Origin of the sequence: Pseudomonas sp. GL-RE-26, from assembly GCF_019956275.1 — a bacterium.
GTDB lineage: Bacteria > Pseudomonadota > Gammaproteobacteria > Pseudomonadales > Pseudomonadaceae > Aquipseudomonas > Aquipseudomonas grandcourensis.
The window spans coordinates 22,199-39,504 of sequence record NZ_JAHBDI010000031.1 but is presented as its reverse complement, the minus strand read 5'-3'; the positions used below and the strand labels follow the sequence as shown (position 1 = coordinate 39,504).

The 17,306-nt window shown below is 59.9% G+C and carries 17 protein-coding genes; 8 read left to right on the top strand and 9 right to left on the bottom strand.

What is annotated here, in order from left to right:
• Positions 1 to 106: 106 nt before the first annotated feature.
• The 4 genes from KGB07_RS19055 to KGB07_RS19040 form a co-directional block, all read right to left on the bottom strand.
• Positions 107 to 1,939: an ABC transporter ATP-binding protein gene (locus KGB07_RS19055; protein ID WP_223466249.1), complete on the bottom strand. Its 1,833-nt coding sequence runs from the start codon at positions 1,937 to 1,939 to the stop codon at positions 107 to 109.
• A 94-nt stretch (positions 1,940 to 2,033) separates the two neighbouring features.
• Positions 2,034 to 2,597, bottom strand: coding sequence for a peptidylprolyl isomerase (locus tag KGB07_RS19050; RefSeq protein ID WP_046043694.1), 564 nt, complete (start codon positions 2,595 to 2,597; stop codon positions 2,034 to 2,036).
• Positions 2,598 to 2,600: 3 nt separating this feature from the next.
• A complete protein-coding gene (locus KGB07_RS19045; RefSeq protein ID WP_046043695.1) occupies positions 2,601 to 3,404 on the bottom strand; it encodes an alpha/beta fold hydrolase in 804 nt (267 codons plus the stop codon).
• Positions 3,405 to 3,418: 14 nt separating this feature from the next.
• Positions 3,419 to 4,342: a LysR family transcriptional regulator gene (locus KGB07_RS19040; RefSeq protein WP_007972479.1), complete on the bottom strand. Its 924-nt coding sequence runs from the start codon at positions 4,340 to 4,342 to the stop codon at positions 3,419 to 3,421.
• 49 nt (positions 4,343 to 4,391) lie between these two features.
• On the opposite strand from KGB07_RS19040, the gene KGB07_RS19035 reads away from it, so the two are divergent.
• From KGB07_RS19035 to KGB07_RS19025, 3 genes are all read left to right on the top strand, one after another.
• Positions 4,392 to 4,706, top strand: coding sequence for a hypothetical protein (locus KGB07_RS19035; RefSeq protein WP_046043696.1), 315 nt, complete (start codon positions 4,392 to 4,394; stop codon positions 4,704 to 4,706).
• A gap of 228 nt (positions 4,707 to 4,934) precedes the next feature.
• Positions 4,935 to 5,534 (top strand): FMN-dependent NADH-azoreductase, encoded by a 600-nt coding sequence (locus KGB07_RS19030; RefSeq protein ID WP_046043697.1) that lies wholly within the window; start codon positions 4,935 to 4,937, stop codon positions 5,532 to 5,534.
• Positions 5,535 to 5,875: 341 nt separating this feature from the next.
• On the top strand, positions 5,876 to 6,742 hold the full coding sequence (locus tag KGB07_RS19025; protein WP_046043698.1) for a carboxylate/amino acid/amine transporter: 867 nt from the start codon (positions 5,876 to 5,878) through the stop codon (positions 6,740 to 6,742).
• Positions 6,743 to 6,787: 45 nt separating this feature from the next.
• Here KGB07_RS19025 and KGB07_RS19020 read toward each other — a convergent pair whose 3' ends face one another.
• The gene (locus tag KGB07_RS19020; RefSeq protein ID WP_046043699.1) at positions 6,788 to 7,675 is read right to left on the bottom strand and encodes a LysR family transcriptional regulator; all 888 of its coding nucleotides are present in this window, start codon (positions 7,673 to 7,675) and stop codon (positions 6,788 to 6,790) included.
• Positions 7,676 to 7,833: 158 nt separating this feature from the next.
• Here KGB07_RS19020 and KGB07_RS19015 point away from each other — a divergent pair, with 158 nt between their 5' ends.
• Positions 7,834 to 8,478: a hydrolase gene (locus tag KGB07_RS19015; RefSeq protein WP_008018228.1), complete on the top strand. Its 645-nt coding sequence runs from the start codon at positions 7,834 to 7,836 to the stop codon at positions 8,476 to 8,478.
• A gap of 203 nt (positions 8,479 to 8,681) precedes the next feature.
• Here the strand turns inward: KGB07_RS19015 and KGB07_RS19010 are convergent, their stop codons facing one another.
• Positions 8,682 to 9,980: a mechanosensitive ion channel family protein gene (locus tag KGB07_RS19010; protein WP_223466248.1), complete on the bottom strand. Its 1,299-nt coding sequence runs from the start codon at positions 9,978 to 9,980 to the stop codon at positions 8,682 to 8,684.
• A gap of 192 nt (positions 9,981 to 10,172) precedes the next feature.
• Between KGB07_RS19010 and KGB07_RS19005 the strand changes: the two genes are divergently transcribed.
• On the top strand, positions 10,173 to 11,513 hold the full coding sequence (locus KGB07_RS19005; protein ID WP_046043701.1) for a DEAD/DEAH box helicase: 1,341 nt from the start codon (positions 10,173 to 10,175) through the stop codon (positions 11,511 to 11,513).
• Positions 11,514 to 11,574: 61 nt separating this feature from the next.
• Here the strand turns inward: KGB07_RS19005 and KGB07_RS19000 are convergent, their stop codons facing one another.
• Entirely contained in the window at positions 11,575 to 12,861 is a 1,287-nt protein-coding gene (locus KGB07_RS19000; protein ID WP_046043702.1) for a CitMHS family transporter, read from the bottom strand.
• Between the two features lie 268 nt (positions 12,862 to 13,129).
• Here KGB07_RS19000 and KGB07_RS18995 point away from each other — a divergent pair, with 268 nt between their 5' ends.
• The 3 genes from KGB07_RS18995 to KGB07_RS18985 all read left to right on the top strand — a co-directional run bounded on the left by KGB07_RS18995 (position 13,130) and on the right by KGB07_RS18985 (position 16,145).
• Positions 13,130 to 14,071, top strand: coding sequence for a hydroxymethylglutaryl-CoA lyase (locus KGB07_RS18995; protein WP_046043704.1), 942 nt, complete (start codon positions 13,130 to 13,132; stop codon positions 14,069 to 14,071).
• The gene (locus tag KGB07_RS18990) at positions 14,068 to 15,279 is read left to right on the top strand and encodes a CaiB/BaiF CoA transferase family protein (protein ID WP_223466247.1); all 1,212 of its coding nucleotides are present in this window, start codon (positions 14,068 to 14,070) and stop codon (positions 15,277 to 15,279) included. The genes KGB07_RS18995 and KGB07_RS18990 overlap by 4 nt, the downstream gene beginning before the upstream one ends.
• A gap of 95 nt (positions 15,280 to 15,374) precedes the next feature.
• Positions 15,375 to 16,145, top strand: a complete 771-nt coding sequence (locus KGB07_RS18985) for an IclR family transcriptional regulator (RefSeq protein WP_223466246.1) — start codon at positions 15,375 to 15,377, stop codon at positions 16,143 to 16,145.
• Positions 16,146 to 16,191: 46 nt separating this feature from the next.
• On the opposite strand, the gene KGB07_RS18980 is transcribed toward KGB07_RS18985, so the two are convergent.
• On the bottom strand, positions 16,192 to 16,425 hold the full coding sequence (locus KGB07_RS18980; protein ID WP_223466245.1) for a hypothetical protein: 234 nt from the start codon (positions 16,423 to 16,425) through the stop codon (positions 16,192 to 16,194).
• Positions 16,426 to 16,496: 71 nt separating this feature from the next.
• The gene (locus KGB07_RS18975; protein ID WP_046043708.1) at positions 16,497 to 17,231 is read right to left on the bottom strand and encodes a DUF899 domain-containing protein; all 735 of its coding nucleotides are present in this window, start codon (positions 17,229 to 17,231) and stop codon (positions 16,497 to 16,499) included.
• Positions 17,232 to 17,306: the final 75 nt, after the last annotated feature.

The following is a 17,306-nucleotide window of genomic DNA, read 5'->3' as shown; positions in this document are numbered from 1 at the left end:
ACAGCACGGTTTTTTCAGAATTCCAGCAGGCATAAAAAACCGCCAGGCCCCGTTGTTGGCGGGGGCTGGCGGTTTTTTGTGGACTATTGGTGTGTTGTTCAGGGGATCAATCGATCCCGACAAACCCACCGGTCTGGTGTTGCCACAACCGCGCATACAAACCGCCATGGGCGAGCAGTTCGGCGTGGGTTCCGGTTTCGGCGATCTTGCCGTTTTCCAGAACCACCAGCCGGTCCATCCGGGCGATGGTCGAGAGCCGGTGAGCGATGGCGATCACGGTTTTGCCCTGCATCAGGGTTTCGAGGCTTTCCTGGATCGCCGATTCGACTTCCGAATCCAGTGCCGAGGTGGCCTCGTCCATGATCAGGATCGGCGCGTCCTTTAGCAGTACCCGTGCGATGGCGATGCGCTGGCGCTGGCCGCCGGAGAGTTTCACCCCGCGCTCACCGACGTGGGCATCGAAACCGGTGCGGCCTTCAGCGTCCGACAGCGACGGAATGAACCCGTCAGCCCGGGCCTTGTGCACCGCTTCCCAGAGTTGGGCGTCGGTGGTGTCGGGCTTGCCGTACAGCAGGTTGTCACGGATCGAGCGGTGCAGCAGCGAGGTGTCCTGGGTGATCATGCCGATGCGTTCGCGCAGGCTTTCCTGGCTGACGTCGGCAATGTTCTGGCCGTCAATCAGGATGCGTCCGCCTTCGACGTCGTACAGGCGCAGCAGCAGGTTCACCAGGGTCGATTTACCGGCACCGGACGGTCCGATCAGGCCGATTTTCTCGCCAGCCTTGATGGTCAGGTTGAGGTCGCCGATGATCCCGCTCTGCTTGCCGTAGTGGAAATCCACCTGTTCGAAGCGCACTTCGCCACGGGCCACCGCCAGGGGTTTGGCCTGGTCGCGGTCGGTGACGCTGACCGGTTGCGAAATGGTCTGCAGACCGTCCTGCACCATGCCGATGTTTTCGAAGATGCCGGTCACCACCCACATGATCCAGCCGGACATGTTGACGATGCGGATCGCCAGGCCGGTGGCCAGGGCAATCGCCCCCACGCTGATCAACGACTGCGTCCACAACCACAGGGCAAGGCCGGTGGTGCAGACGATCAGCAGGCCGTTCATGCTGGTGATGACCACGTCCATGCTGGTGACCACGCGGCCGGCCAGTTGCGCCTTCTCGGTCTGTTCCTTGATGGCTTCGCGGGCGTATTGCTGCTCGAAGTTGGTGTGGGCGAACAGTTTCAGGGTGGTGATGTTGGTGTAGCCGTCGACAATCCGCCCCATGAGTTTTGAGCGCGCATCGGACGCCACCACAGAGCGGTCCTTTACCCGTGGCACGAAGTAACAGAGGGCGCCGATGAAGGCGAAAATCCACGTCAGCAACGGGATCATCAGGTGCCAGTCGGCTTCGGCGAACAGCACCAGGGAACTGATGGCGTAGATCAGCACATGCCACAACGCATCTACGGCCTGCACGGCGGAATCACGCAGCGAGTTGCCGGTTTGCATGATGCGTTGGGCGATGCGCCCGGCGAAGTCGTTCTGGAAGAAATTCAGGCTCTGCTTGAGCACGTAGCTGTGGTTTTGCCAGCGGATCATGCTGGTCATACTGGGGCTCAGGGTCTGGTGCACCAGCAGGTCATGCAGGCCGACAAAGATCGGGCGCAGCACCAGCGCAACCACCACCATCCAGGTCAGTTCGAGGGCGTGATCCTGGAACAGACTGACGTTCGGCGTGCCTTGGGCCAGGTCGATGATGCGGCTCAGGTAGCTGAACAACGCCACCTCGATCAAGGCACCAATCAGGCCGACGATCAGCAGGGCGGCGAAGCTCGGCCAGACCTGCTTGAGGTAATAAGTGTAGAAAGGGAAAACCCGGTCCGGCGGAGACGCCGTCGGTGCTTCACGGAAAACATCGATCAGTTTTTCAAAGCGGCGATAAAGCATTGGTTGTTTGCCCGCGAGCGGGCTCTCCTTTTAACGTGTTGAGCGTTGCCGGCAAACACCGGCAACGGCTCGGACATCCTTGTCCAGCTTAGTCTCAGTCGATGCGCTTGGCCGACTTGATGAACACAGGATCGGCCGGTACGTCGCGCATACCGTTTTTGGTGGTGGTCGGTGCATTGACGATGATATCGACCACATCCATGCCCTTGACCACTTTGGCGAATACGGCATAGCCGGCGTCGCGACCCGGATCAAGGAAGTCGTTGTCCTTGACGTTGATAAAGAACTGGCTGGTGGCCGAATCAGGATCGGAGGTGCGCGCCATCGACAGCGTGCCGCGTACGTTATGCAGGCCGTTGCTGGCTTCGTTCTTGATCGGATCCTTGGTTGGTTTCTGCTGCATCGAGGAGCTGAAACCACCGCCCTGGGCCATGAAACCCGGGATCACCCGGTGGAAAATCGTGTTGTTGTAGAAGCCGCTGTCGACGTATTCAAGGAAGTTCTTGGTACTGATCGGGGCCTTGACCGGGTCCAGTTCGATTTCGATCTGGCCGTTGGTGGTGTCCAGCAGCACATGCGGTGCCTTTTCCGGCGTCGCGGCCATCAGGTTGGCGGCAAACAGGACGGAGCCTGCGGCGAGGGCGATTTTTTTCAGCATGGGTCAGTGATCCTGAGTGGTGGTGTCGACTGCGGCCAGAAACTCCAGCAGTGTTTGGTTGAAGTGTTCCGGCTGGTCCAGAGGCGTGGCGTGGCGTGAATCGTCGATCACCACCAGTCGCGCGTCGGGCAGCAGTTTTACGTAATTTTCCTTCAGCGCCACCGGTGTGTAGTCCCGGTCGGCGCTGACGATGAGGGTTGGACAGGCGACCTTCGAAAGTCGTTCCTGGACCCCCCAGCCGACAATGGCATTGAAGCTGGCGAGATAAGCATGTTTGTCGTTTTTTGCCCAGCGCTCGGCCATCTTTTGTCGTAAATCGGCCTGCTCGGGTTTCGGGAACAGCTTGCCGCCCAGCGCCTTGCCGATGGTGCGCAGGCTGAGTGCGTGCATCAGGCTCCAGCGCTTGAACCACTGCCAATAGTCGTCGCGGCTGCGCAGTTTGACCTCGGGCGCGCTGTTGACGATGCACAGGCTCTTGAGCAGTTGCGGCTGATCCACGCCTAGCTGGAAGCCGATCATGCCGCCCATGGACAGGCCGACATAGTGTGCCGGACCGAGATTGAGGTGTTCGATCAGTGCAATCAGGTCAGCGCTGAATCCGGCAATACTGTAGCGCTCCCGGGGTTTGTCCGAACGGCCGTGACCGCGCACATCCGGGACGATCACCCGGTAGCGGGTGGCAAGTGTCGGGATCTGTTTTTCCCAGTCCAGGGTGCTGGAGCCCAGGCCGTGGACCAGCAGCAGCGGCGTGCCGTGGCCGTATTCCTCATAGTGCAGGTTGCAACCTTCGTGTTCGAAATAGGCCATGCATACACTCCGTGTCAGGCTTGTTCGGGGGCGGCGAACGGTGCGTCCAGTGGTGCGGTGTCAAACGTACGCAGCAGTTCGATGAGAATCTGCGTGGCCGGCCCGAGCGGTTTGTCCTTGTTCGAATACAGATAGAAGCTCGGGTTGCGGCTGCCACCCTGATCCAGCGGTAGCAGCTTGAGCGTGCCTTCCTTGAGTTCCCGTTCTATCAAGTGCCTGGGCAGCCAGGCAAAACCCAGACCGCTGCTGACGAAGGTCGCGGCAGTGGCCAGGCTGCCGACGGTCCAGCGCTGTTCGGCACCGAGCCAGCCGACGTCCCGTGGCTGCTGGCGGCCCGAGTCGCGGATCACCACTTGCATCTGGCTTTCCAGGTCCTGGAAGCTCAGTTCGCGGTTGAGGCGGTGCAGGGGATGCTCCGGATGGGCGACCGCGACGAACTCGACGTCGCTCAATTCCGCGCCCAGGTAACCGGGAATACTGAACCCGGTGATGGCCAGGTCGGCCACGCCTTCGAGCAGGACTTCCTCCACCCCCGACAGCACTTCCTCACGCAGGCGCACCCGACAGCCACGGCTTTGCGGCATGAACGCGGTCAAGGCGCGGACGAGGCGGGCGCTTGGGTAGGCGGCATCGACCACCAGGCGCACTTCGGCTTCCCAGCCCTGCTCCATGTGATGGGCCAGGTCTTCGAGTTGGCTGGCCTGTTTCACCAGTTGCCGGGAACGGCGCAACAGCACCCCGCCGGCTTCGGTCAGCACGGCTTTGCGTCCGTCAATGCGCAGCAACGGCACACCGAGTTGATCCTGCATGCGGGCCACGGTGTAGCTGACTGACGATTGCGAGCGATGCAGCGCCTCGGCGGCCTGAGCGAAACCACCGTGATCGACCACGGCCTGCAGCGTTCGCCATTGATCAAGGGTCACGCGGGGCGCTTTCATGTTGAGCTCCTCTTGTCCTAAGCTGGCAGCCCCTATTGGAGGCTGCTGAATGAAAAAATTCTGTTATGTGCTGCTGGCGCTGCTGCCGCTGACGGCGATGGCTTACCCGATCGATGTGAAAAAAGACCTCAACGGCATGAAGATCGATTACCAGACCTACGACACGGATAACGACATCGGCTCCATTCAGGTGGCCAACTACGGCGACGTCGATGCCAGCTGCAAGGCCGTTTTCATCAATGGCCCGGAAGCACCGCGTACCCGCAAGATCGACGTACCGGCCGGCAAGCACAAAAATGCCACCGCCAAGTTCACCCGCAGCATCATCAAGCTGCGCATCGAGCTGTCCTGCACCCCGAAATAACAGCAATCTCCTGTCGGAGCGGGCTTGCTCGCGAAGGCGTCGTGTCAGTCGATATCTCTTTTGTTGACCCACCGCTTCGCGAGCAGGCTCGCTCCTACAGGGGCATCGTTTGCTTATAAACGAATTTATTGATGGGTTGTAGCAGTTATTTGCGCTTTTTCATCGATATGACTCTGTTTAACCTTCACTCCATCGACCTACCGCATTCTCAGATGGAGGCTACATCCCATGTCCCGCGTTCTGATCATCGAAAGCAGTGCCCGTCAGCAAGACTCGGTTTCCCGTCAACTGACCCAGACCTTCATCAGCCAGTGGAAAGCCGCTCACCCGAATGACCAGATCACCGTCCGGGACCTGGCCGTAAAGCCGGTGCCGCACCTGGACATCAACCTGCTGGGTGGCTGGATGAAACCCGCCGAGCAGCGCAGCGACATCGAGCAGGCGTCCCTGGAACGCTCCAACCAGTTGACCGACGAATTGCTCGCCGCCGATGTTCTGGTCATGGCCGCGCCCATGTACAACTTCGCAATTCCCAGCACCCTGAAAGCCTGGCTCGACCATGTGCTGCGTGCCGGCGTGACCTTCAAGTACACCGAGACCGGTCCGCAAGGCCTGCTCAGCGGCAAGCGTGCCTATGTGTTGACGGCTCGTGGCGGCATCTATGCCGGCAGCACCGCCGATCACCAGGAACCGTACCTGCGCCAGGTCATGGGCTTCATCGGCATCCACGACGTGACGTTCATCCACGCCGAAGGCATGAACCTGGGCGGTGACTTCCAGGAGAAAGGCCTGAACCAGGCGAACGCCAAGCTTTCGCAAGTGGCCTGACCGGTTAATCGCCAGATAATCGCTGGATGGTCTAGTGACCTGGCGCAACCCTTCAAGCCTGTACGCGCATCGAACCTCCCTTCGCACTTGTTGCTCCTGAGTGCCCTGGCCCGATTGAACGCTTTAGCGAGATCGGGCTTTTTTTTGCCTGCGATTTTATAGACACCCACGCACCCCTGTAGGAGCGAGCCTGCTCGCGAAAGCGTCGGCACATCCAGCCTCTATGTGTCTGACGCGCCGTCTTCGCGAGCAGGCTCGCTCCCACAGGTTTTGTGTTGGTTTAGCGTTCGCGATCAGCAGCAAAACCCGCTATCGTCGCCGCCATTCGAAATGAGGCGAGCATGGGCTATCTACTTTTTGTCACGCTGATCCAGGCGTTTTCTTTCAGTTTGATCGGCGAATACCTGGCCGGTCATGTCGACAGTTATTTTGCAGTCTTGGTACGAGTGCTGCTGGCGGGGCTGGTGTTCATCCCGCTGACCCGCTGGCGCTCGGTGGAACCGGCGTTCATGCGCGGCATGCTGCTGATCGGCGCGTTGCAGTTCGGCGTGACGTACGTCTGTCTGTACCTGAGCTTTCGCGTACTGACGGTGCCGGAAGTGTTGCTGTTCACCATCCTCACGCCGCTGCACGTGACCCTGATCGAAGATGCACTGAATCGTCGCTTCAATCCCTGGGCCCTGATCGCGGCGCTGGTGGCAGTGGCTGGGGCGGCGGTGATTCGCTTTGACCGGATCAACCCGGACTTCTTCATGGGGTTCCTGTTGCTGCAACTGGCCAACTTCACCTACGCCGCCGGGCAGGTGCTCTATAAACACCTGGTCGCGCGCCACCCGAGCGATCTGCCGCATTACCGGCGCTTCGGCTACTTCTACCTCGGCGCACTGGCCGTGGCGCTGCCAGCGTTTCTATTGTTCGGCAAACAGAACTTCCTGCCCGAAGCACCGTTGCAATGGGGCGTGCTGCTGTTCCTCGGCCTGGTCTCGACTGCTTTGGGGCTGTACTGGTGGAACAAAGGCGCATGCCTGGTCAGCGGCGGGACGCTGGCGGTGATGAACAATCTGCATGTGCCGGTGGGGTTGCTGATCAACCTGCTGATCTGGAACCAGCACGAAGAACTGGGGCGGCTGTTGCTCGGTGGTTCGGTGATTTTGCTGGCGGTGTGGATCAGTCGGTTGGGTATACGCAAGCCTTTGGCCGTTCACTAAACCCTGGGTAACCCGATATCCCTGTGGGCGCGTGATCTCCGAAAATCACTTCGGCGCCAGTTGCCCCACCAGAAACTCGATAAACGCCCGGGTCTTCTGCGGCACCCGCCGTGCTGATGAATACACCGCGTTGATGGTGATTGCCGGGGCCTGCCATTCGCAAAGCACCGGCACCAGCCGCCCAGCCGCCAGCGCATCCTCGACGATGAAGTCGGGCAGCAGGGCGATGCCCATGCCGGCTTCGGCGGCCTGTGCGAGCAGGTCGCCGTTGTTGGCGTGCAGTGGGCCGGTGACGTTCACCCGCTGGGTTTCCTTGCCATTGCACAGTTGCAGGCTGACACCGCTCTGCAGATACCCGTAGTTCAGGCATTGATGGGTGCGCAGATCCTGCGGAGTCTGCGGAACGCCCGCGCGCTCGAGATAAGCCGGGGACGCCACCATGATGCGCGGCGCGGGTGCCAGTTGCCGGGCGATCATCGTCGAGTCGGGCATGCTGGCGATACGGATGGTCACGTCAAAGCCGCCCCGCACCGGGTCGACCTGCTGGTCGCTGAGCACCAGTTGCAGCTCGATGTTCGGGTGCTGTTCATGAAACAGCGGAATCAACGGCCCCAGCCGCCGAAGACCGAACGACATCGGCGCATTGACCCGCAACACACCGCGTAACTCGCCGATGCCGTCACGGGCGCGTTGCTCGGCCTCGTCAAGTGCCGCCAGCACCTCCCGTGCTGCGTCGAAATACTCGGCTCCGGCCTCGGTCAGGTGCAGGCTGCGGGTGGTGCGTTGCAGCAATTGCACGCCGATGGCTTCTTCCAGCGCCTGAATCTGTTTGCTGACTTTCGAGCGCGGTACGTCCATGGCCCGGGCGGCTGCGGCGAAGCCGTTCTCGCCGACCGTGACGACGAACGCGCGCATGCATTCGATGCGATCCATATTGTCCCTATTTTAGAATCAATGATTCTCAATTTTAGGTAATTGTCCCTTTAATCGCCAGCCCCTAAAGTGACATCCAAGCCGACAACAACGCCGCTGAAGGCATCGTCGACTAACCCCTGACCCATTCGAAGTATCGACATCAAAAGGAACGCGCCATGTCTATTCGTGAACTGCTCAACCCAACCAACTCCGCACTGATCCTGATCGACCACCAGCCGCAAATGGCATTCGGCGTGCAGTCCATCGACCGCCAGACTCTGAAGAACAACACCGTGGGCCTGGCCAAGGCAGCGAAGATTTTCAACGTGCCGACCATCTACACCTCGGTCGAAACCGAAAGCTTCAGCGGTTACATCTGGCCCGAATTGCTGGCGGTGCACCCGGATCAGAAGCCGATCGAACGCACTTCGATGAACTCCTGGGAAGACAAGGCACTGGTCGACGCGGTGAAAGCCACCGGCCGCAAGAAGCTGATCATTGCCGCGCTGTGGACCGAGGTCTGCCTGACTTTCCCGGCATTGGAAGCCTTGGCTGAAGGCTACGAGGTGTACATCGTTACCGACGCTTCCGGCGGCACCAGCAAGGAAGCCCACGATATGTCGGTGCAACGGATGATTCAGGCCGGCGCGGTACCGGTGACCTGGCAGCAAGTGTTGCTCGAATACCAGCGCGACTGGGCACACAAGGACACTTACGAGGCGGTGATGGAGCTGGTGCTGGAACACAGCGGCGCGTACGGCATGGGCGTGGATTACGCCTACACCATGGTGCACAAGGCACCGCAGCGGCAGGTCAAGTAACTCGCAATTTCTGAAAGCGATGTAACCCTTGTGGGAGCAGGCTCTTGTGGCGAGGGAGCTTGCTCCCGCTCGGCTGCGCAGCAGTCGTAGTACCAGCCGACCGTGGTTGTCTGAAGGAACCGGACTGCAGTCATTGGGACAGCTTCGCTGTCCAGCGGGAGCAAGCTCCCTCGCCACACAAACCCCACAGTTTTTTTGTGGTGTTACACCCTGCGCTTTTCAGCTTCGGGAATGTGGCTCGCGCCCAGTACCGCCGGCAATATCCCCGCACGCAAATCCGTTCCGCTCGGCTGCTGATAAAGACTCAACCCAAACTCCGGCAGCACCGCCAGCAGGTAGTCGAAAATATCCCCCTGGATCCGCTCGTAGTCGGCCCACGCCGTGGTCCCGGTGAAGCAGTAGATTTCCAGCGGAATGCCCTGGGCTGTGGTCTGCATCTGGCGCACCATGCAGGTCATGTTCGGCTGGATCCCCGGGTGACTCTTCAGGTAGGCCAGTGCATAGGCGCGGAAGGTGCCGATGTTGGTCATCCGCCGGCGGTTGGCCGACATGGCGGCGACGTTGCCCTGGGCTTCGTTCCAGGCCTTGAGTTCGGCCTGTTTGCGGGTCATGTAGTCGGTGAGCAAGTGCACCTGGGACAGCTTCTGCTCTTCGTCGTCACGCAAAAAGCGTACGCCGCTGGCGTCGATGAACAGGCTGCGTTTGATCCGGCGGCCACCGGAAGCCTGCATGCCGCGCCAGTTCTTGAACGACTCGGACATCAGGCGCCAGGTCGGGATCGAGACGATGGTCTTGTCGAAGTTCTGCACCTTGACCGTGTGCAGCGTGATGTCCACCACATCGCCGTCGGCGCCCACCTGGGGCATCTCGATCCAGTCGCCGACCCGCAGCATGTCGTTGCTGGTCAACTGCACGCTGGCGACGAACGACAGCAGCGTGTCCTTGTAGACCAACAGAATCACCGCCGACATGGCACCCAGACCCGACAGCAGCAACAGCGGCGAGCGGTCGATCAGCGTGGCGACGATGACGATCGCGCCAAACACGTACAACACCATTTTCGCCAGTTGCACATAGCCCTTGATCGAGCGGGTGCGGGCGTGCTCGGTGCGGGCGTAGATGTCCAGCAGGGCGTTGAGCAGGGCGCTGACCGCCAGCAGCAGAAACAGGAAGGTGAAGGACAGGGCGACGTTGCCGAGGAAGTTCAGGCTGGTTTTGCTCAGGTCCGGCACCAGATTGAGACCGAACTGGAGCACTAGCGAAGGCGCGATCTGCGCCAGGCGATGGAACACCTTGTTCTGTAGAAAATCATTGACCCAGTGCAAGGCCGGCTGGCGGCCGAGCATTTTGGCCGCGTGCAGAATGAGGTAGCGCGCCACCCGTCCGAGGAACAGCGCAATTGCCAGCAGCAACAACAGCGACAGGCTGGAGTGCACGAGCGGGTGCTGGTCGAGGGCACCCCAAAGGTCCAGGATGTTGATCCAGAGCTGTTTGATATCCATGGTCGAAAACGATTCTTCTGTAAGGCGCGAGAGGGGATTAGAGCATTTAAGACGCTTTGTATTACGTTTCGGGAAAAATCAGGCAACAAAAAACCAACTGTTTACCGCCATTTGTATAAAGAAACTCGGCCTGAGCGCTCGAAACCGTTACCCTATGCAGCTGTTTTTTTGCATTTCTTCGAGGTAGCACCCGTGTTTTCCCAATTCGCCCTGCACGAACGCCTGCTCAAAGCCGTGGCCGAGCTGAAATTTGTCGAGCCAACGCCTGTGCAAGCCGCGGCCATCCCGCTGGCGCTCCAGGGGCGTGACCTGCGGGTGACGGCGCAAACCGGTAGCGGCAAAACCGCTGCATTCGTTTTGCCCATCCTCAACCGTCTGATCGGCCCGGCGAAAATCCGCGTCAGCATCAAGACCCTGATCCTGCTGCCGACCCGCGAACTGGCCCAGCAGACCTTGAAGGAAGTTGAACGCTTCTCGCAGTTCACCTTCATCAAGTCCGGCCTGATCACCGGCGGCGAAGACTTCAAGGTCCAGGCCGCGATGCTGCGCAAGGTACCGGACATCCTGATCGGTACGCCGGGCCGGATGATCGAGCAACTGAACGCCGGCAACCTCGACTTGAAAGAAGTTGAAGTACTGGTGCTCGACGAAGCCGACCGTATGCTCGACATGGGCTTCGCCGATGACGTTCAGCGTCTGGTCGATGAGTGCACCAACCGTCAGCAAACCATGCTGTTCTCCGCCACCACCGGTGGTTCGGGCCTGCGCGAGATGATCGCCAAGGTCCTGAACAACCCTGAGCACTTGCAGCTCAACGCAGTCAGCCAGCTGAACGAAACCACCCGTCAGCAAATCATCACCGCTGACCACAACCAGCACAAAGAACAGATCGTCAACTGGCTGCTGGCCAACGAGACCTACCAGAAGGCCATCGTCTTCACCAACACCCGGGCCATGGCCGACCGTATCTACGGCCGCCTGGTGGCGCAGGAATACAAAGCGTTCGTGCTGCACGGCGAGAAAGACCAGAAGGATCGCAAACTGGCGATCGACCGCCTGAAGCAGGGCGGCGTGAAAATCCTCGTGGCCACCGACGTCGCCGCTCGCGGTCTGGACGTGGATGGCCTGGACCTGGTGATCAACTTCGACATGCCGCGCAGCGGCGACGAATACGTGCACCGCATCGGTCGTACCGGCCGCGCCGGTAACGATGGCCTGGCCATCTCGCTGATCTGCCACGGCGACTGGAACCTGATGTCGAGCATCGAGCGCTACCTCAAGCAGAGCTTCGAGCGCCGTACCATCAAGGAAGTCAAAGGCACCTACGGCGGACCGAAAAAGGTCAAGGCCTCGGGCAAGGCCGTCGGCGTGAAGAAGAAAAAGACCGACGCCAAGGGCGACAAGAAGAAAACTGCCGCCAAGACCCCGACCAAGCGCAAGAGCGCCAACCGGCCCAAGAGCGATTCACTGGTCAGCAAGGACGGCATGGCCCCGCTCAAGCGCCGCAAGCCGGAAGCGCCGGCGGCTGAGTAAGTCGTTGTAGTCGACCTATGAAAAACCCGGACAGCGTCCGGGTTTTTTTACGTCAAAACAACTACCTGACAATCGATATGGAACCAAGCGCTAGCGCCGCCAGCAACATCACCCCCACTGTTCCGATGGTCCACTTCAAAGTCATGCGCTGGTTGTCGCCGTAATCCAGGTCCAGCAATCCGCACAGCAAATAGGTAGACGCCACCAGCGGACTGAGCAAATGCACCGGCTGGCCGATCAAACCGGCGATCGCCATTTCCTTGCCGCTGATGCCATAGTGGCTGGCGGTTTGCGCGAGGATCGGCAGAACGCCGAAGTAAAACGCATCGTTGGTCAGCACGTAGGTGAACGGCATGCTGATGAACGCCGTGATGATCGACATCGAGCTGCCGGCCCACTCAGGGATGACGTGGATCAGGCTCTCGGAGATGGCTTTGGTCATTCCGGTGCCGCTCATGATGCCGACGAAAATCCCGGCGGCAAAGATCAGCAAGGTCACCGCCATCACGTTGTCGGCATGGCGGGCGATCACGGCTTTCTGCTCTTTGAGGTTCGGGAAGTTCACCACCAGGCCAATGCCGAACGCGAGCATGAACAGTACTGCTGGTGGCATCACGGCGAGCATCATCAGCGCGATCAGGGCGATGGTGAGCGCAGCGTTGAACAGCAAGCGCCAGTCGCCCAAACGAAATTCAGTGGCGTGATCCAGGCCTTCATCGCCATTGAGCTGCACCACCCCCAACCGGCGTCGTTCCAGGCGGCCCAAGTAAAGGGCGACGAACATCACCCAGACCAGACCGAAAGCCATCAACGGCAACATCGCCACGAACAGTTCGGTGATATCGACGTGCATGGCGCTGGCCGCACGGGAAAACGGACCGGCCCACGGCAGAATATTCATCACGCCAATGGCCAGCAGCAACACCGTGGCCATGACTTGCAGGCGCACGCCGGTGCGGCGATAGAGCGGCAGCAGCGCTGCGCACGTAATGATGTAAGTCGTGGCGCCATCGCCATCCAGACCGACACAGATCCCGAGAATCGCCGTGCCCAGCACGATTTTTTGCGGATCGCCTTTCACCGCCTTGAGGATCAATTTGACCAGTGGGTTGAATAGCCCTGCGTCGGTCATCATGCAGAAATACAGGATGGCAAAGGTCAGCATCACTCCGGTCGGGGCCAGCATCTTCAAACCGTCGAACATCATCGGTCCGAGCGTCGTGGTGTATCCGGCAAGGCAGGCAAAGGCGACCGGGACCAGCAACAGCGCAACCAGCGGCGACAGGCGTTTGCTCATGACCAGGTACATGAAGCAGGTGATCATCGAATAGCTGAGTAGAGTCAGCATGGGTTCCCTCGTTTTTATAGGTTTTGTCCGGGTGTCACGGCGGCCTAAGCAAACGCTTGTCGCCTATATCGTTCTACCAGATAGAACGTCATTCCTTTTGGTGGAACAACTTTCCGATCAATTTTTTGTGCTGTCAAGTTTTTGTCCACTCGTTGACAAGGCATCGAAACCCGGCCGATACTAAAAATAGAACATTATTCTGTCAGGTAGAACTCATGCTGAAGCCCCTGAAAACAGGGGCTCCCGTAGCGTTTCAGGAGAGCTGGTGATGGGTCATTCGAACGAAATCGATATTTTGGTCAGCGAAGTCGGGCCACGTGACGGTCTGCAAAGCGTCGCCGCCACCATGCCGACTGAACTGAAACTGAAATGGATCACCGCCCTGGCGACCGCCGGGTTGCGGGAGATTGAAGTGGGCTCTTTTGTGTCACCCAAACTGCTGCCGCAGATGGCCGACGCGGCGCAGTTGGTGGCCCATGCGCGGACCTTGCCCAACCTGTTTGTGACGGCGTTGGTGCCCAACCTCAAGGGCGCCGAAGCGGCGTTCAGGGCCGGTGTGCAGAAAATCACGATGCCGATTTCGGTGAGCGAACCCCATTCCCTGGCCAACATCCGCAAGACTCACGCCGAGGTCTATCAGGAAGTGCGCACCGTGGTTGCCTTGCGTAACGAGCAATACCCGCACATCGAAATCGAGGCCGGGTTATCGACCGTATTCGGTTGCACGATTCAGGGGGAAGTGCCGGATGACGACACATTGCGTATGGCCGCGATCATGGCCGAACTGGGTGTCAATGAAGTGGGGTTGGCCGATACCGTCGGCTACGCCAACCCGACGCAGGTCCGTCGGTTGTTCACCCGCTTGCGTCAGGAGTTGCCGGGCGTTGCTGGCAGTGCGCATTTCCACAACACCCGTGGCCAGGGCCTGGCCAATGTGCTGGCGGCGCTGGACGTGGGCGTGACCACCATCGATGCCTCGCAAGGCGGGATTGGTGGTTGCCCTTACGCTCCCGGTGCGTCAGGCAACATCGTCACCGAGGACCTGGTTTACCTGCTCGAATCGATGGGCCTGCGCACCGGCATCGACATCGATCGGTTGGTGGCGGCCCGCGAATGGCTCTACCAAGGCCTGCCGGGAGAGCCGCTGTACGGCTTCATTCCGGACGCCGGTGTGGGCAAGAATTTTCACTATGCAAAGAAGGCGGTATGAACATGGGCCTCAGCCAACAACAAAAGCCTTTACCGCTGGCCGGTATTCGGGTCATCGAGTTCGTGCACATGGTCATGGGGCCGGCCTGCGGTCTGGTGCTGGCGGATCTGGGGGCCGAGGTGATCAAGGTCGAACCGACTCCGCAAGGCGATAATACCCGGCGCTTGATGGGGTCTGGCGCCGGCTACTGGACCACCTACAACCGCAACAAGAAAAGTTTCGCCGTTGACCTGAAAACCAGCGAAGGCATTGCGGCGGTGAAAAAGCTGATTGCCACCGCCGACGTGGTCACCGAGAACTTTCGTCCTGGCACCATGGATAAACTCGGTCTGGGTTATGCCGACATCAAGGCGATCAAACCGGACATCATTTACAGCTCCATGAAAGGTTTCCTGCCCGGCCCTTACGAACATCGCACGGCCCTCGACGAAGTGGTGCAGATGATGACAGGCCTGGCTTACATGACCGGCCCGGTCGGCCAGCCGCTGCGCGCTGGGGCCTCGGTCAACGATGTCATGGGCGGGATGTTCAGCGCGATATCGATTCTCGCAGCGCTGTTGCAACGCAATCAAAATGCTCAAGGTCAGTTCGTGCAAACCGGCCTGTTTGAAAATTCGGCATTCCTCGTGGCCCAGCACATGATGCAGAACGTGGTGACCGGCACACCCGCGGCACCGATGCCGAGCCGCGTCTCGGCATGGGCCATCTATGACGTGTTCAGTTGTGCCGGTGAAGAGCAGATCTTCCTCGGCGTGGTCAGTGACAGTCAGTGGAAAAGCTTTTGCGAGGTGTTTGGCTTCGACACGTTCGCTAGCGATCCGCAGTTGGCCGCCAACAATCAGCGGGTGGCTGCACGTAAAGAGATCCTGCCGCACGTGCGTGAGTGCCTGGCACGGATGAGCAAGGAACGAGTGATGGCCCTGTGCGAAGAGGCCGGGTTGCCGTTCTCACCAATCCAGCGTCCACAGGATCTGTTCGACGATAAACACCTGAACGAGTCTGGTGGCATGGCTCAAGTGACAATGCCCGACGGTCAGTCGGTCAAGGTGCCCATGCTGCCGTTCGAAATGGACGGCCAGCGTTTCGGTACGCGTTTGAACGTACCGCAATTGGGTAGCCATAGTGATGAGTTGTTGGCTGAACTGGGTTACACCGCTGCCGATGTAACGGCACTGCACGGTGCTGGTGTCATCAAGTCTCAGGCCTGAGCTCACTCAGGGTGGCCGCCGCTTCGAGCAACGGTTAAGGTAGCCTCTGCGCAGCCCGGAGCTGGCGCCGTCCTGAAGTTTTGTCACGAGCGAACATGAGCAAACAATCCCTATCGGAAGACGAATCCTCCACGCCTGCTGCCGAAGGTGGTGTAGCGGCCGTGGATCGCGCGTTCGCGATCCTCGCGGCGTTTGATGTCGGCAGCAACAGCCTGCCACTGGCGGAAATCGCCCGGCGCACGGGGCTGTATAAAAGCACCATCCTGCGCCTGATGAGCTCGCTCGAGCGTGCCGGTTTCATCCGTCGCCTTGGAGACGGCCAGTACGCCGTCGGCCCCGAACCATTGCGGCTGGCGCAGGTTTATCAGACGTCGTTCCGCCTGCGGGATGTGATCTACCCGTTGCTGGAATCCCTGTCGCTAGCCAGCGGCGAAACGTCTTCGTTCTATGTGCGAGAAAACGACAGCCGTGTGGTGCTGTTTCGCGTGGAACCAAAACGCGCGGTGCGTGTTGCCCTGCATGAGGGAGCGCGATTTTCACTGAATGTGGGCGCATCGGGAAAAGTCCTGCGGGCTTTTGCCGGCACATCAGACCCGATGCTCAGTATTGTCCGCGAGCAATTCTGGGCGACGTCCTTCGGCGAGCGCGACGCCGAGACCGCAGCTGTGTCGGTGCCGGTATTCAACGCGGCTTATGACCTGACCGGAGCGATGACCTTGTCCGGCCCGGCAGAGCGTTTCAGCCAGGAAAAAGTGGCGACAGCGTGTGGGTTGTTGCTCGAAGCAGCGGCCAAGGCGACCCTCGCGTTAGGCGGGGACAATCGGGAGTTGCTTAAAGCCCTTGAGCGCGCAGCCCCGCAGGGTTAACAGTCCTGAAACCTCAAAGCCCGGTCGGTGACCGGGCTTTTTGTATTCAGCTTTCGGCTTTTTTCTCCGCCGTTGCCAGTTCCTTGAGTCGCTGGTCGATCAATTGGCACTTATCCGGCAAGTCTTTGGCGGCGGTGCCCAGATCCATTTTCTGCAACTCGTCGTTGATCTCCTTGGCCTTGGCCGGGTTCTGCTCGGTGAGCCGGGCCACTTCCCGGGCCAGTTGTTCGCGCTTGGCAGTGGCTTCGTCGGGGGTGGGCCCCTTCGCGGGCAAGCCCACAGGTTTTGTGAACGCCACAGAAACTGTGGGAGCGTGGCTTGCCCGCGAAGGCCGCGCCTCGGTGTCCGGGGCTAACCACCATGGCAGCAGCTCGACTTCTCCTGTTCCTCATATTTGTCGTGATGCCGCACCCACTCCATGATTTCCTCTTCGTTGCGACCTTTGGGCGTCAAGTCGAGGTAGTTGTAGGCGCCGACCAGCATGTCCAGGCCCCGGGCATAGGTGGAGTAGGTATGGAAAATTTCGCCGGCGTCATTGCGATAAAACACGCTGAGACCGGGGAGTTCTTCCTCGGAACCGTCGGTTTTTTCGTAGTTGTATGTAGCCTTTCCGGCGGCGACCTCTTCGGCTCGGGCGGTGACGCCAAAGTCGTAATTGAAATCGCAGCCTTCGGACGATACCCAGTCGAACTTCCAGCCCATGCGCCGTTTGAAGGCCTGGAATTCGGCGAACGGTGCGTGGGAAACCGCTACCACGGCCACGTCATGATGAGCCAGGTGTTGGTTGGCGCCGTCGATGTGATCGCTCAGGTACGAGCAACCGGGGCAACCCTCGTCCCAGCCCTCGGCGAACATGAAGTGGTAGATGACCAACTGGCTGCGCCCCCCGAACAGGTCCGCCAGTTTCAGTTCGCCGTCGGGGCCCTGGAAGTGGTAGTCCTTGTCGATTTTCACCCAGGGCAGGGCGCGGCGTTCGGCGCTGAGTCTGTCCCTTTCCTTGGTGAAGGCTTTCTCGCGGGCCAGGTGCTGTTTGCGGGTGGCGAGCCATTCTTCCCGCGACACGACGGGATGATTCTGAATGTTCATGGTGTTTTCTCCTGCGTGGGGCGGGGAGGTGACTTACACAGCCTAGTCGTTTGGCTTGCATGGATTTCGACATGC

What these genes read in the sequence shown, in the direction of transcription:
- KGB07_RS19055 (WP_223466249.1), bottom strand. Translation starts at nt 1,939, where the DNA reads ATGCTTTATCGCCGCTTTGAAAAACTGATCGATGTTTTCCGTGAAGCA.
- KGB07_RS19050 (WP_046043694.1), bottom strand. Translation starts at nt 2,597, where the DNA reads ATGCTGAAAAAAATCGCCCTCGCCGCAGGCTCCGTCCTGTTTGCCGCC.
- KGB07_RS19045 (WP_046043695.1), bottom strand. Translation starts at nt 3,404, where the DNA reads ATGGCCTATTTCGAACACGAAGGTTGCAACCTGCACTATGAGGAATAC.
- KGB07_RS19040 (WP_007972479.1), bottom strand. Translation starts at nt 4,342, where the DNA reads ATGAAAGCGCCCCGCGTGACCCTTGATCAATGGCGAACGCTGCAGGCC.
- KGB07_RS19035 (WP_046043696.1), top strand. Translation starts at nt 4,392, where the DNA reads ATGAAAAAATTCTGTTATGTGCTGCTGGCGCTGCTGCCGCTGACGGCG.
- KGB07_RS19030 (WP_046043697.1), top strand. Translation starts at nt 4,935, where the DNA reads ATGTCCCGCGTTCTGATCATCGAAAGCAGTGCCCGTCAGCAAGACTCG.
- KGB07_RS19025 (WP_046043698.1), top strand. Translation starts at nt 5,876, where the DNA reads ATGGGCTATCTACTTTTTGTCACGCTGATCCAGGCGTTTTCTTTCAGT.
- KGB07_RS19020 (WP_046043699.1), bottom strand. Translation starts at nt 7,675, where the DNA reads ATGGATCGCATCGAATGCATGCGCGCGTTCGTCGTCACGGTCGGCGAG.
- KGB07_RS19015 (WP_008018228.1), top strand. Translation starts at nt 7,834, where the DNA reads ATGTCTATTCGTGAACTGCTCAACCCAACCAACTCCGCACTGATCCTG.
- KGB07_RS19010 (WP_223466248.1), bottom strand. Translation starts at nt 9,980, where the DNA reads ATGGATATCAAACAGCTCTGGATCAACATCCTGGACCTTTGGGGTGCC.
- KGB07_RS19000 (WP_046043702.1), bottom strand. Translation starts at nt 12,861, where the DNA reads ATGCTGACTCTACTCAGCTATTCGATGATCACCTGCTTCATGTACCTG.
- KGB07_RS18995 (WP_046043704.1), top strand. Translation starts at nt 13,130, where the DNA reads ATGGGTCATTCGAACGAAATCGATATTTTGGTCAGCGAAGTCGGGCCA.
- KGB07_RS18990 (WP_223466247.1), top strand. Translation starts at nt 14,068, where the DNA reads ATGAACATGGGCCTCAGCCAACAACAAAAGCCTTTACCGCTGGCCGGT.
- KGB07_RS18985 (WP_223466246.1), top strand. Translation starts at nt 15,375, where the DNA reads ATGAGCAAACAATCCCTATCGGAAGACGAATCCTCCACGCCTGCTGCC.
- KGB07_RS18975 (WP_046043708.1), bottom strand. Translation starts at nt 17,231, where the DNA reads ATGAACATTCAGAATCATCCCGTCGTGTCGCGGGAAGAATGGCTCGCC.